Origin of the sequence: Neobacillus endophyticus (genome assembly GCF_013248975.1) — a bacterium.
Lineage (GTDB): Bacteria > Bacillota > Bacilli > Bacillales > Cytobacillaceae > Neobacillus > Neobacillus endophyticus.
Map to the genome: position 1 here is coordinate 4,944,349 of NZ_JABRWH010000001.1, position 12,622 is coordinate 4,956,970.

A 12,622-nucleotide genomic window follows, 5' to 3' on the forward strand; every position below is an offset into this window, starting at 1 on the left:
TAGTGCGCCGGGTCCTTTGTTGTCTTACTAATTAGCCAACCTGCAGGCCGAAATCTGTTGCCAAAGCAGCCAGGCCGCCTTGATATCCGCTACCAATTGCACTGAATTTCCATTCGCCATTGTGGCGGTACAATTCTCCAACAACTATTGCAGTTTCAATAGAGAAGTCTTCTCCTAAATCATAACGAATAAGTTCTTCGCCAGACTCTTCATTAAAAATTCGGGCGTATGAATTCGAAACTTGTCCAAAGTTCTGGTTTCTGCTTGCTGCCTCATGAATCGTAATTGTAAAGGCAATGCGCTGAATGTTGGAGGGTACTTCCATTAAATTGATTTTAATTTGTTCGTCGTCACCATCGCCCGCACCAGTACGATTATCACCTGTATGTACAACTGCTCCATTTGCACCTTGAGGGTTGTTATAAAAAATAAAATCTGATTCAGTGGTCACCTTCCCATTCTCTCCTAGCAAGAATACAGAAGCATCCAAGTCAAAATCATGTCCGCCATCATATTTATTCGTATCCCATCCAAGGCCTACAATTACTTTTGTCAAACCTGGATTTGTTTTTGTCAAATCAACTTTTTGACCTTTCGATAAGCTTACAGCCATTTTTCATTCCTCCAATTTAGGTATTAGTTTATTTACGAGTGTAGAATAAAAAGGTTTCATATATAATATAAAATTTTTGACTAGCATTTCGCAAACCGGAGTGATTAACTCATCCATTTCGGAGGTACATTTGAGTCCCAATAAATGGCCCCTAGTTCATAATGACCTTGGAATTGATCGTGATAGGTATGATAATGAAAATTAAACCAATATCCTGCCTGAGGAGGATGATCTCTTCGCACATGAAACTTGAGAATATCTTTTCCCGTAACATTGTTTTTGATATTAAAAATTTTTTCAGAATATCCAGCACCGGGCTGCTCTGTGATAGAAAGACTTTTTAAATCTTCCTCTGGAAATTGGGCTGCTGTTTGTTCAATTGCCTTTTCAATATTTGGCCAAATCATTTCTCGGAATTCATTTTCAATAACCGGCTTAATCTTGGTACCAAATTTTTGATATGATTGCCTCTCAGCTTGATTCAATATATCCTGCAAAAATAAATCCTTATTAAAGTCTGGTTCCTCTATATATCCATTTAACGGAAAGCCGGTTTCTGGAGATGGCGCTTCCAAAACATCCCGATCATTCGGGCTGTCTGCATTTACAGTATTCATTAATTGTGCTGGGGTAATGAGGCCAAATGTTAAAATTGAAACAAAGATAAACAGTGTCTTACGAACCCATTTATTCATTCTAATTTCCCCTTAATTCTTGAAAATCTTACCTGAATTGTTATTCATATAAACTATTATACTTCCTTTTCGCAAAAAATGGAAAAAGAGAATAAGAAGAGAAAAAAAATCGTGTGATCCTATTTCACTTTGAAATGGAACCACACGATTCTATTCTTTAACAATGATCTGCTAACGCACCCATTACATTTTCCATAACTGTTTCCATTGGCATTCCTTCAATATCATGCCTTGGAATGAAATGAACGACTTGATTATTTTTCAATAGAGCCATTGAAGGGGAGGAGGGCTCGAGGCCTTCAAAATACTCGCGCATCTTTGCGGTAGCCTCTTTATCCTGTCCAGCAAATACCGTAATTAGATGATCCGGTTTTTTCTCACTTCTTAAAACGCCTTGTGTTGCAGCAGGACGTGCCAATCCAGCAGCACAACCGCAAACCGAATTGACTACAACAAGTGCAGTACCTTTCATATTTTCCATAAAGCTCTCAACTTGTTCTGCTGTTGTAAGTTCTTTAAAACCTGCTCTTGTTAATTCATCACGCATTGGTTGAACCATCTGTCTCATATATTCTTCATATGCATTTGACATATTTAACATCACTCCACTTTTGTTTTTATCATTCAATATTTGATCTGTTAATTTCCGGTAAAGGAGCGAGCATTTTAGGGCGGTTTAGCAGTTGTAGATCTCCCCTAAATAAAAGCTTCCGTCCTCCATTGCTTTAATAAAGCTTAATGATCTAGCTTTCTTGCTTCTGTCATTTGCTTCCAAACAGAGCCTTTGGCTTCTTCCCCGCCCTCGATTCTTTGAATCGCCATTTTTATCTGCATACTGACTTCAAATTCGGGATCATTTTCTGCTGCCTTTAAAGCAGGTAGTGATTGAACATCACCCACTTCAAATAAAAACATCGCAACACGCCAGCGTATCAATTTACTTGGATCTTTCAAAGCTCGCACCATTTCAGGAACTGCTTCTTTGAAACCTAAATCTGACAGGCAGTCTCCTGCTGTCCGCCGGACGGTGACTGTCTTATCCTTTAAAGCTTTATATAAAAGCGGTAAAACTGTCTTATCCTTGATCATACCTAGGTAGACAACAGAAAGCCGGCGAATCGAAGGTTTCTCATCCGCTAACGCTTTTTCTAATAAAGGAAGATCTTTCAAATCCGGGTCTTCCATTTGCTCAAGCATTTGGTATCTTAGCTGCCAATCGGGGTTTTGAAACTCCTCAAGTGTAATCTTTCTTCGAGTCCAAATGGCTCTTTGTACAGTTGGCGATTCCTTCTCTTGTGCCGCTTTAACAAGCTCCTCAAGTCTTTTTATCGGATATGCTGCGATCAGTTCATCTACAACCTCTTGACCAACCTGATCAAAGTCACCATACCTTACACCTTGATTTATCCATTTTCGCAAAAAAATATAATTATCTTCTGGGAGCTGTGCTCGCTCTCTGGCTTCAAGGAAGTATGGAGGCATTCCGAAACGTTTTTCAGTTGTACTATCAGTAAGTTTAACCTGCAGGGGAATACCCTTAAACATTTGTATTTCTACGGTAATTTCTCCAAAGTGGTCATTTACCATAGGACTTGTAGTTGTCATTTCAGATGGCTTTTCACCAAAGGCCTTCCTTACAAGCGGGAGCAATTCTTTCCAGTCATATTTTGCATTTCTTTCCACTGCAAGAAAGTCTGCGACATGGTAAACTCCCTTAATTCCCTCAATGCCAAGTATTTTTTGAATGACAGCAGGCGCGAACTCCATCGTTTCTTTTTTATAGTTATGGCTTTTTCCCATCGGGAGCTCTTGGTCGAGCAAAATTTTCATTGTATTTGGACTTGGAGTAGGTTCGATCGACCGTATGTTCAACGCAATCACCTTATTCTCTTGTTTTAAACAAGTTTAACATATTAATGTTGGTAAATTCATTTCATATGCACTGCAGCCACATTATTCCATTTCAGCCTGCTCAGCCAGATAGGACCAGCGCTCGATTAAATATTCCAGCTTTTCATTCAACACAGTCTCTTCTTTCATTAACTCTTGCAGTTTTGAAAAGTCACTGCCCGCTGCCGCCATTTCATTCGCGACCTCTTCCATCCTGGCTTCTGTGGCAGCAATGACGTCGTCAATTTCTTCCCATTCCTTTTTTTCCTTATAAGACATTCTTTTCTTTTTTTCCTTTTCAAAGCTTTTTACAGGTGCTACCATCTTTATTTCCTGTTTTGGCGCTTCCTTTGCCATTTGATCTTCCAAGTATTCTGTGTAAGTGCCATAATATGATTCAATTACACCATCCCCCTCTAGAACTAATAGCTGTTCGGCTATTTTATCTAAGAAATACCGGTCATGGGAGACAGTAATAACAACCCCAGGAAAATCTTCCAAATAATCCTCCAAAACTGTTAGTGTTAGTGTATCAAGATCATTTGTCGGCTCGTCCAGTAAGAGCACATTGGGTGCTGACATTAAAATTTTTAATAAGTATAAACGACGCTTTTCTCCGCCGGAAAGCTTGCGAATAGGTGTACCGTGTGTAAATGGTGGAAACAAAAACCTTTCCAGCATTTGCGATGCAGAAATCGTTTTTCCATCTGAAGTTTCTACCACCTGTGCCGTTTCTTTAATGTATTCAATCATCCGCTTATTTTCGTCCATATCATCATTTTCCTGTGTATAATAAGCGATTTTTACTGTCTGCCCCATAATAAAATCACCAGCGTCAAGCGGGATTCGCTTTGCAAGAATATTTAAAATGGTTGATTTTCCGGCTCCATTTTTGCCAATAATCCCCATTCGATCTCCTGGTTTGACTAATAAATCAAAGTGTTCAAGAATTATTCTCTCCTCAAACCTCTTGGATGCATCCTTTAATTCAAAAACCTGTTTACCTAAACGACTCCCATTCAGAGAAATGTCAAGCTTCTCTTGACTGGTCTTCCCAGCGGAGAGCTTATCGCTCAGATCTTCAAAACGCTGGATTCGTGCCTTTTGCTTAGTTGTTCTTGCCTGAGCGCCTCTTCTGATCCATTCAAGCTCGTGCCGGAACAGATTTTTTCTTTTTTCAAATACTGCGGCTTCATTTTCTTCACGAATGGCTTTAGATTCAAGGAAAGCTGCATAATTTCCTTTGTAGCTGTATAAATTGCCCCCATCTAATTCAAACATTCTATTTGCTACTTTATCCAGAAAGTAGCGGTCGTGGGTAACAAGTAAAATCGCGCGATTGTACCTGCTTAAATACTCTTCAAGCCACTTTACGGCTGAAAAATCAAGGTGGTTTGTCGGCTCATCCAAAATGAGTAAATCAGGCTCCGCGATTAATACCTGCGCCAATGCGACTCGTTTCTTCTGACCTCCGGAGAGCTCACCAACTTTTTGCGAGAAATTTTCAATTCCTAATTTTGTTAGGATCGTTTTAGCATTTGTACTTGCATCCCAGGCATTTAGAGCATCCATTTGCTTTTGCAGGCTAAATAACTGTTCCTGACTCTTCGTATCATTTGGTGTTAGGTTAAGCTCCATGAGCGTTTTTTCATACTCTCTCATTAATTTTAAAACGGGCGCTTCACCATGGAATACTTGTTCGAGCACTGTACGGTCTGTCTGAAAATCAGGCTGTTGGTTTAAGAATGCAATGGTATAATCTTTCGCGGCAATAATTTTCCCCTCATCAGGGTGGTCAATTCCAGCCACAATTTTTAATAACGAGGACTTCCCTGTCCCATTGACACCAATAAGACCAACCCTTTCCTTTTCTGCAATCGTAAATGAGATCCCATTAAATAACTGTTTTTCTCCATACGATTTTGTGACGTTTTCTATTGTGAGCATTTTCATGATTCTTGACCTTTCCATTCTTGATAAAATTGTTGTAAAAAAAGTTCCATCATTTGTTGACGGCTCTCCGCCATTTTTATAGCAGTATTAGTATTTAAAAGATTTTTCAATTTCAGCAGTTTTTCATAGAAATGATGTATCGTTGTGGATTTACCATTTCGATATTCTTCCACACTCATATGTTCACGGACTTGTACATTCGGGTCATATATTGGCTGACCTTTCTTTCCACCATAAGCAAATGCTCTAGCAATGCCGATTGCACCAATAGCATCTATGCGATCAGCATCCTGAACGATTTGGGCTTCTATTGTTTTCAGTTTAACGCTGTTTCCGCCTTTAAAGGAAATGGAGTAAATAATTTCCTCTATTTCAATTTTATGTTGATCTGATAAAGGAATCATGGAAAGGAATGAGGCTAATTTCTCTTCACCTTGTCCAACACTATCATTCAATTTTTCGTCAGGAATATCATGGAGTAATGCAGCCATTTCTATGATAAAGGGGTCACCCGCTTGCTCCTTTTTCCATATATATAATGCATTGCGGCGAACACGATCGATATGGTGCCAATCATGTCCTGTTGCATCTTCTCCTAATTCATTCTGGACAAATAGCTCTGTTTGCTTAATAATCTGCTCTTTCACTTCCATGCACCATCCTTATCCAGCCTATTTTATCACGAAAAACAAGGGAAGATAAAAGACTTTGCGGAAATAGGTTTGAATCATATTCAAAAAAATACAAAACCAGCTAAACAGCTGGTTTTGCTTAAAGAAGCTCTTCGATATCTTTTGCTATTTCCTCGGGGGTCGTATTTGGAGCATATCGATTTACTACATTCCCTTTGGAATCAACGAGAAATTTAGTGAAGTTCCACTTTATTGTGGAAATCCCCATTACTCCTGGCGCATGTTTTTTCAGGTAAGCGAACAATGGATGGGTATAAACCCCGTTAACATCGATCTTGGCGAACAACGGGAACTTTACACCGTAATTTATTTCACAAAAAGATTTGATTTCCTCGTCACTGCCAGGCTCTTGACCCATAAATTGGTTACAAGGAAATCCCAAAACAACAAAGCTCCGATCCTTATATTTTTCATATATGCCTTGAAGCTCCTTATATTGAGGAGTAAAGCCGCATTTACTTGCGGTATTGACTATCAGCATGACACTGCCCTCAAAGTTTTTTAAAGATATTTCCTGTCCATCAATTGTTTTCGCCTGAAATTGATAAATTGACATTGGGGGTTACCTCCTATTTTCTGCCGTTGCAGAAAGTCTCCAACTGCTGCGTGGTCGTGACCATAAATTCTATCATTTCGACTAGGTCATCCATTTGTGCTTCACTGATGATTCTTTCAAAATCAATAGTCACCACGTTTTTCATTTTTTTTGGTTGGTTTAACGGATTAAATTCTACAGATTGGCAGATTTTCCTTTCTTCTCCCCAAATTTTCCTAAAAATATCATCAATCTCCTGATATTCTGTCATCTCATCAACAACCTCAAGGCAAAATTGAAGTTTTACAAAGCAGCCCGCCAAATCATTTGCATCCATATTTGGCAGAAGCTCTGCTGCCAAATTATTAAGTTCTGCACCCATTTCCAATTTTGCTGTTACAGTGTTCGTTGTATTTCCGGGCAATCTAAAGCAAATGGAAAACAAACGGGACATTTTGGCAGTATTAAGAAAGTCATTTCGGTCGGTAACTATGATGGCTCCAATTAAATCTAAATCATAAAGGGCACCTTCGATGACAACTTTCATATTATCAAAGGCTGTTGGATCAAACATTTACTATATCTACTCCTTTAGAAAAGTCCTATGGCATGGCCATTTTCATCAATATCCATATTTAATGCTGCCGGTTTTTTAGGCAGTCCGGGCATTGTCATTACTTCACCAGTTAAGGCAACAATGAAGCCAGCTCCGATCGAAGGCTTAAACTCTCTTACCGTTACTGTAAAATCTGATGGTCGCCCCAGTTTCGCGGGATCATCAGATAATGAATATTGGGTTTTTGCCATACAAACAGCCAAATGAGACCAGCCAAACTTTTCAAAATCCTTTAATTGCTTTTGCGCCTTTTGTGAAAATTCAACATCGTTTCCCCCGTAAACTTTTTGCACAATGGTTCGGACCTTGGATTCGATAGAATCAGATAAATCATACAATGGATAGAACTTGTTTTTCTCCTTGCTAATCACTGTCAACAGTTGCTCAGCTAATTCGATTCCACCTTCTCCGCCTTTTTGCCATACTTCAGTTAAGGCAACCGGAACATTTTCTCGCTGGCACCAGTCCAATATCATTTGAACCTCTTGTTCTGTATCAGTAATGAATTTATTGATCGCTACTACTACTGGAAGGCCAAAACTTCTGATTGTTTCGACATGCTTTTGCAGATTGGCGAATCCTTTCGACAATGCCTGAATATTTTCAGCGACGAGTTCATTTACCGTTACACCCCCATGCATTTTTAATGCACGGATCGTAGCAACCACAACGACAGCCTCAGGCCTAATACCCGCACTTCGTGATTTAATATGTAAAAATTTCTCCGCTCCCAGATCTGCCCCAAAACCGGCTTCTGTTACCACATAATCCGCTAATTTAGCAGCGGCAATAGTAGCAATCACACTATTACAGCCATGGGCAATATTAGCAAACGGCCCTCCATGAACAAGTGCAGGCGTATGTTCAATTGTTTGAACAAGATTTGGCTTTATTGCATCTTTCAATAATAAAGCTAATGCACCTTCCACTCCCAGATCCCTAACCGTAATTGGCATCTTGTCCTCATTATAAGCAATGACCATTCTTGACAATCTTATTTTTAAATCTTTAAGATTAGCTGCCAAACATAATACTGCCATAATTTCAGATGCTACAGTGATATCAAAGCCATCTTCTCTTGGCATACCTTGAAGCGGCCCGCCAAGCCCTATAATAATCTTTCTTAGCGCACGATCATTTAAATCCAAGGACCGTTTCCAAACAATCCGGCGTTGATCGATTCTTAATTCATTACCTTGTTGAAGATGATTATCTATTAACGCGGCCAGTGCATTATTTGCCGTAGTAATGGCATGAAAATCCCCTGTAAAATGAAGATTGATATCTTCCATTGGAAGAACTTGAGAATACCCTCCTCCAGTAGCACCGCCTTTTATTCCCATTGTCGGCCCTAATGAAGGCTCACGCATTGCAATCATTGCTTTCTTGCCAAGCCGGTTAAAAGCATCACCTAATCCCACTGTTACAGTCGATTTTCCTTCCCCAGCTGGAGTGGGATTGATAGATGTGACAAGAATGATTTTTCCAGACTCTCTAGTTTGAATTTTCTCCAATGCGTCAGTTGAAAGTTTTGCCTTATACTTTCCAAAAAGCTCTAAATCATCTGCTTCAATTCCAATTTTTTTTGCGATTTCTATTATTGGCTTCATTTCTGTCTTTTGTGCAATTTCTATATCTGATAATACAGTTGAGTTTGTAACCAATGATATCCCCCGCTGTCAGTTCAGAATAAATAAATCTTCTATTATTGTATCAAAAAAGCGTAATTCAAAAACTTTAATTGTCGAACAAATTTTTATCTTTTCTGATTTAAAAATTATATATATAATTTCTTTATTGAATTTTTGAAATATTCATTGACTTTTCCTTTCGGTACTTGTATTAATGAATGTAGCATATTGAAATTAAAGGGGGCTAGAATATTGCCTATTAATATTCCAAAACTTCTGCCTGCCCGGGAAACTTTAGAGCAGGAAAATATATTCATCATGGATGATGAGCGTGCAACAAGTCAGGATATCCGGCCATTAAAGATCCTAATCTTGAATTTAATGCCTGAAAAGGAAAAAGCAGAAACCCAGTTACTTCGATTACTCGGAAATACCCCGCTGCAAGTGAATGTAAAATTTTTAAAAACTATTTCTTACGAATCAACTCATACAAGCAAACAGCATTTGGAACAATTTTATACCACCTTCTCAGAGATTAAAAATCAAAAGTTTGATGGGATGATTATCACTGGGGCTCCAGTAGAACTTTTGGAATTTGACCAGGTAAAATATTGGTCTGAATTAACGGATATTATGGAATGGACAAAGTCGAATGTCACTTCTACTCTGCATATTTGCTGGGGAGCACAAGCAGCCCTTTACTATCATTACGGAATTGACAAATTTGAGTTAGAAAGAAAATGTTCAGGTATTTATGCCCACCAAATTTTCGAGCAAAATGATATTTTATTACGGGGATTCGATGATCAATTTTATGCGCCACATTCCCGCTATACAGATGTATCAGTGGAAGAAATTAAAAAGAACGACGATCTTAAATTATTAGCTGCTTCCAGTGATGCAGGAGCCCTTTTAATTGCCTCCAAAGATCGAAAGCATGTCATGATCACCGGACATTTGGAATATGAATCTGATTCATTGGCACAAGAATATGAACGGGATGTACAAAAAGGATTAGAAATACATGTTCCGGAAAATTACTTTCCAAACAATGATCCAACCCAGCCGCCAATTAATCGCTGGCGTTCACATGGCCATCTCTTCTTTTCTAATTGGCTTAATTATTATGTCTATCAGGAAACACCATTTATATGGGGTTGAAAGGCAAGGCCCAGTGTTGGGAGTATTATCCTGTGAAAAAAGTCTTTTTACCTTAAAACATCGAAAGCACCCGGCCTAAATACCAGGTGCTTTTGATGTTTTAATCACTATGCTCATTTTGTCTTTGAATATCCTTCAATGCCTCCATACGACTTCCATCTTCCTCAAAATACTGAACAAGGTCAAAAATGCGATCAATGGAATCCCAGCTTAAATGATGTTCAATGCCTTCCACATCATGATAAATATTTTCATTCTTAACTCCGATAATTTTCAGAAACTGTTCAAGTAAATCATGTCTAAAAACCAATCGCTTGCCAATCTTCTTCCCCTTCGGTGTTAACACGAGTCCCCGGTACTTTTCATATATTAAATAGTCGTCCTTATCAAGCTTTTGCACCATTTTTGTCACTGAGGAGGGATGAACGGATAACGCTTCGGCAATATCAGATACCCGAGCGTAACCCTTTTCTTCAATTAAATTATAAATTTGTTCAATATAATCTTCCATACTTGGTGTTGGCATCCCATACCCTCCAAAAAAAGAAATCAATAAAAGTTTACTATAGAAAGATTAGAGTGACAAGGCTCTTTCTCACATCTTAAAAGATTTCCAAATATATATTTACTCAAATAAAAACTTTATTTTATTTTCTTTTAAATCCAAACACAATCTAGCATTAAAGTTTCTTTCTTTACCAATAAATCCTTCAATAAAATCAGTTTTACCATCCGTAAGCAACTGTTTTACCATTTTTTGTGTGATATTTTTCCCTAGGATTTTTTTCGAAATCGTAAAATCACAATGATTTTTTTGATAATTGCTGCAGCCAAAAAAGCTTCCTTTATCAACAATGAATCCATCGCATTTTTTACATGGCCCAAGTTTGGCAGCTGTCTTCTTCTTTCCCCGTTGTTTACCAGGGGTAAAGTTTTCTGAAACCTCTTTGGAGAAATTCCATTGTTCAGATTGTCCGGCACAGGCATCGATAAGGTGATGAACCATTTTTTTCGTTTGATCCATAAATGTTTTTGGTGATGCTGCACCTTCTGAGATTTCTTTCAGCTTTTGCTCCCACTTTGCTGTCATTTCAGGTGAAGCGAGGATTTCTCCACCAACAGCCTCAATTAATATTTTGGCCTTTGCGGTTGCATAAACTAAATTCTTTTTGACCTCTATATAAAGACGATCCTTTAACATAGTGATGATTCCAGCTCTAGTCGCTTCTGTGCCTAACCCTTCCGTTTTTGCTAAAATTTTCTCAAGTTCTTTATCATCGATATGCTTCCCTGCAGTCTTCATCAATGTAATCAACTGTCCTTCAGTATACCTTTTAGGCGGCTGTGTCTGACCCTCTCTTACATCGACTTTTTTTGTTGTTCCTTGCTCACCTTTTAAAAGCTGTGGAAGAGCTGGAGCATCATCTTGTTCCTTTTGATTTAGGACCTTTCTCCACCCTTCCTCAAGCTGAACTTTGCCTTTTGAAATAAAAGCCGCACGTCCGTCGACCAGAGACGTTACGGTTGTATATTCAGCAATAGACTTTGGATAATGGGCAGCTATTAAACTCTTAACGATGAGCTCATAGATTTTACGTTCATCTGAACTAAGCTTTTGTAAATTGGGAATTTGCTCTGTAGGGATGATCGCGTAGTGGTCCGTCACTTTCTTTTCGTTTACATACCGTTTATTTTCAGAAATTGAAGCAACAGGTAATGGAAAGTAGCTTTCAAAATCGCTAAGGTGGCTTAGTTTGTTAAGAATGTCAGGAAAAGAATTCGCTTCCTCTTTTGTCACATATCGAGAATCTGATCTCGGATAGGATACATTGCCCTTTTGATAGAGCTGTTGCAAAACATCCAGCGTTTTCTTTGGTGAAAATTTAAAACGTTTATTAACTTCTGCTTGTAAAGAAGACAAATTAAATAACTGAGGAGGAAAGAATTCTTTCCTTTCCGAAATGACATCATTTACCTCTGCTGGTTTATCTCGGCAAAATGCCGCTATTTTCTCGGCCAATTCTTTCGTCTTTATCCTTGTTTCCCCATCATCCTGCCATTTCCCCTTATATTTCTTTCCATTTACTGCAAAATGGGCTTCCACTTCCCAAAAAGGTTCTACTTTAAAATTTTCAATTTCCCACTCTCGTTTTACAATTAATGCAAGAGTCGGCGTTTGAACCCTGCCTACAGAAAACACATCTGAAAAGCCGTGTTTTTGCAGCAGCAAACTATAGAGCCTGGAAGCATTCATTCCAACGATCCAGTCGGCACAGGCACGCGTATAAGCTTCAAAATAAAGATTGCGTGTTTCATTTTCTTCAAGGAGCTTTTTGAATCCGGCACGAATGGAATTAGGTGTCAAAGAGGAAATCCATAACCGTTTCATTGGTTTTTTACAATTAGTCAGTCTTAAAATATTGCGTATAATTAGCTCTCCTTCCCTACCAGCGTCGCCTGCATGAATAATTTCTGTTACTTGAGGGTTGGAAATCAGCTTCTTAATGGCGGCAAATTGATTAGCTTTATCTTTTGATACCTCATAGGAAAATTGCTCCGGTATCATCGGTAAATTATCTAATGTCCATTTTTTCCATTCAGGTTGATATTTTTCTGGAGGTACCAGTTGGCAAATATGACCTATAGCCCATGTCACATAGGCTCCTTCAGGAAAAATATCATTCGGAAAGATTTCTATAAAACCATTTTGTTTTTTATGTTTAAAGACCGAGGCTAAGGCGGAGCCTTGATCCGGTTTTTCTGCAATAACCACTTTCATAAACTGCAGCCCCTTTATCTATTGAAAACGTCCGACCTTCATTTTCCCACTTAAAAC

General features: G+C 38.6%; 12 protein-coding genes. 1 reads left to right on the forward strand and 11 read right to left on the reverse strand.

Annotation, left to right across the window (positions count from 1 at the left end; translation table 11 throughout):
* Window positions 1–31: 31 nt before the first annotated feature.
* The 9 genes from HPT25_RS24545 to HPT25_RS24585 form a co-directional block, all read right to left on the reverse strand.
* Window positions 32–613, reverse strand: a complete 582-nt coding sequence (locus HPT25_RS24545) for a TerD family protein (RefSeq protein ID WP_173070199.1) — start codon at window positions 611–613, stop codon at window positions 32–34.
* Between the two features lie 104 nt (window positions 614–717).
* Window positions 718–1,308, reverse strand: a complete 591-nt coding sequence (locus HPT25_RS24550; protein ID WP_173070201.1) for a YpjP family protein — start codon at window positions 1,306–1,308, stop codon at window positions 718–720.
* Window positions 1,309–1,465: 157 nt separating this feature from the next.
* Entirely contained in the window at window positions 1,466–1,900 is a 435-nt protein-coding gene (locus tag HPT25_RS24555; protein WP_173070203.1) for a BrxA/BrxB family bacilliredoxin, read from the reverse strand.
* 143 nt (window positions 1,901–2,043) lie between these two features.
* Window positions 2,044–3,180 (reverse strand): conserved virulence factor C family protein, encoded by a 1,137-nt coding sequence (locus tag HPT25_RS24560; RefSeq protein WP_173070205.1) that lies wholly within the window; start codon window positions 3,178–3,180, stop codon window positions 2,044–2,046.
* A gap of 81 nt (window positions 3,181–3,261) precedes the next feature.
* Window positions 3,262–5,151 carry an ABC-F family ATP-binding cassette domain-containing protein gene (locus tag HPT25_RS24565; RefSeq protein ID WP_173070207.1) on the reverse strand — a complete coding sequence of 630 codons (1,890 nt, stop codon included), beginning with the start codon at window positions 5,149–5,151 and terminating at the stop codon, window positions 3,262–3,264.
* Entirely contained in the window at window positions 5,148–5,798 is a 651-nt protein-coding gene (locus HPT25_RS24570) for an HD domain-containing protein (RefSeq protein ID WP_312857358.1), read from the reverse strand. The genes HPT25_RS24565 and HPT25_RS24570 overlap by 4 nt, the downstream gene beginning before the upstream one ends.
* 124 nt (window positions 5,799–5,922) lie before the next feature.
* Window positions 5,923–6,399 carry a glutathione peroxidase gene (locus HPT25_RS24575; protein ID WP_173070211.1) on the reverse strand — a complete coding sequence of 159 codons (477 nt, stop codon included), beginning with the start codon at window positions 6,397–6,399 and terminating at the stop codon, window positions 5,923–5,925.
* Window positions 6,400–6,412: 13 nt separating this feature from the next.
* Window positions 6,413–6,952: a hypothetical protein gene (locus HPT25_RS24580; RefSeq protein WP_173070213.1), complete on the reverse strand. Its 540-nt coding sequence runs from the start codon at window positions 6,950–6,952 to the stop codon at window positions 6,413–6,415.
* 17 nt (window positions 6,953–6,969) lie between these two features.
* The gene (locus HPT25_RS24585) at window positions 6,970–8,658 is read right to left on the reverse strand and encodes a formate--tetrahydrofolate ligase (RefSeq protein WP_173070215.1); all 1,689 of its coding nucleotides are present in this window, start codon (window positions 8,656–8,658) and stop codon (window positions 6,970–6,972) included.
* Window positions 8,659–8,877: 219 nt separating this feature from the next.
* Here HPT25_RS24585 and metA point away from each other — a divergent pair, with 219 nt between their 5' ends.
* A complete protein-coding gene (gene metA, locus HPT25_RS24590) occupies window positions 8,878–9,786 on the forward strand; it encodes a homoserine O-acetyltransferase MetA (protein ID WP_173070217.1) in 909 nt (302 codons plus the stop codon).
* A gap of 100 nt (window positions 9,787–9,886) precedes the next feature.
* Here metA and mntR read toward each other — a convergent pair whose 3' ends face one another.
* Window positions 9,887–10,312, reverse strand: a complete 426-nt coding sequence (mntR, locus tag HPT25_RS24595; RefSeq protein ID WP_173070219.1) for a transcriptional regulator MntR — start codon at window positions 10,310–10,312, stop codon at window positions 9,887–9,889.
* Window positions 10,313–10,411: 99 nt separating this feature from the next.
* Window positions 10,412–12,565: a DNA topoisomerase III gene (locus tag HPT25_RS24600; RefSeq protein ID WP_173070221.1), complete on the reverse strand. Its 2,154-nt coding sequence runs from the start codon at window positions 12,563–12,565 to the stop codon at window positions 10,412–10,414.
* Between the last annotated feature and the right edge of the window lie 57 nt (window positions 12,566–12,622).

Coding starts and splice junctions, on each gene's coding strand:
- HPT25_RS24545 (WP_173070199.1), bottom strand. CDS start 613: ATGGCTGTAAGCTTATCGAAAGGTCAAAAAGTTGATTTGACAAAAACA.
- HPT25_RS24550 (WP_173070201.1), bottom strand. CDS start 1,308: ATGAATAAATGGGTTCGTAAGACACTGTTTATCTTTGTTTCAATTTTA.
- HPT25_RS24555 (WP_173070203.1), bottom strand. CDS start 1,900: ATGTCAAATGCATATGAAGAATATATGAGACAGATGGTTCAACCAATG.
- HPT25_RS24565 (WP_173070207.1), bottom strand. CDS start 5,151: ATGAAAATGCTCACAATAGAAAACGTCACAAAATCGTATGGAGAAAAA.
- HPT25_RS24575 (WP_173070211.1), bottom strand. CDS start 6,399: ATGTCAATTTATCAATTTCAGGCGAAAACAATTGATGGACAGGAAATA.
- HPT25_RS24580 (WP_173070213.1), bottom strand. CDS start 6,952: ATGTTTGATCCAACAGCCTTTGATAATATGAAAGTTGTCATCGAAGGT.
- mntR (WP_173070219.1), bottom strand. CDS start 10,312: ATGCCAACACCAAGTATGGAAGATTATATTGAACAAATTTATAATTTA.
- HPT25_RS24600 (WP_173070221.1), bottom strand. CDS start 12,565: ATGAAAGTGGTTATTGCAGAAAAACCGGATCAAGGCTCCGCCTTAGCC.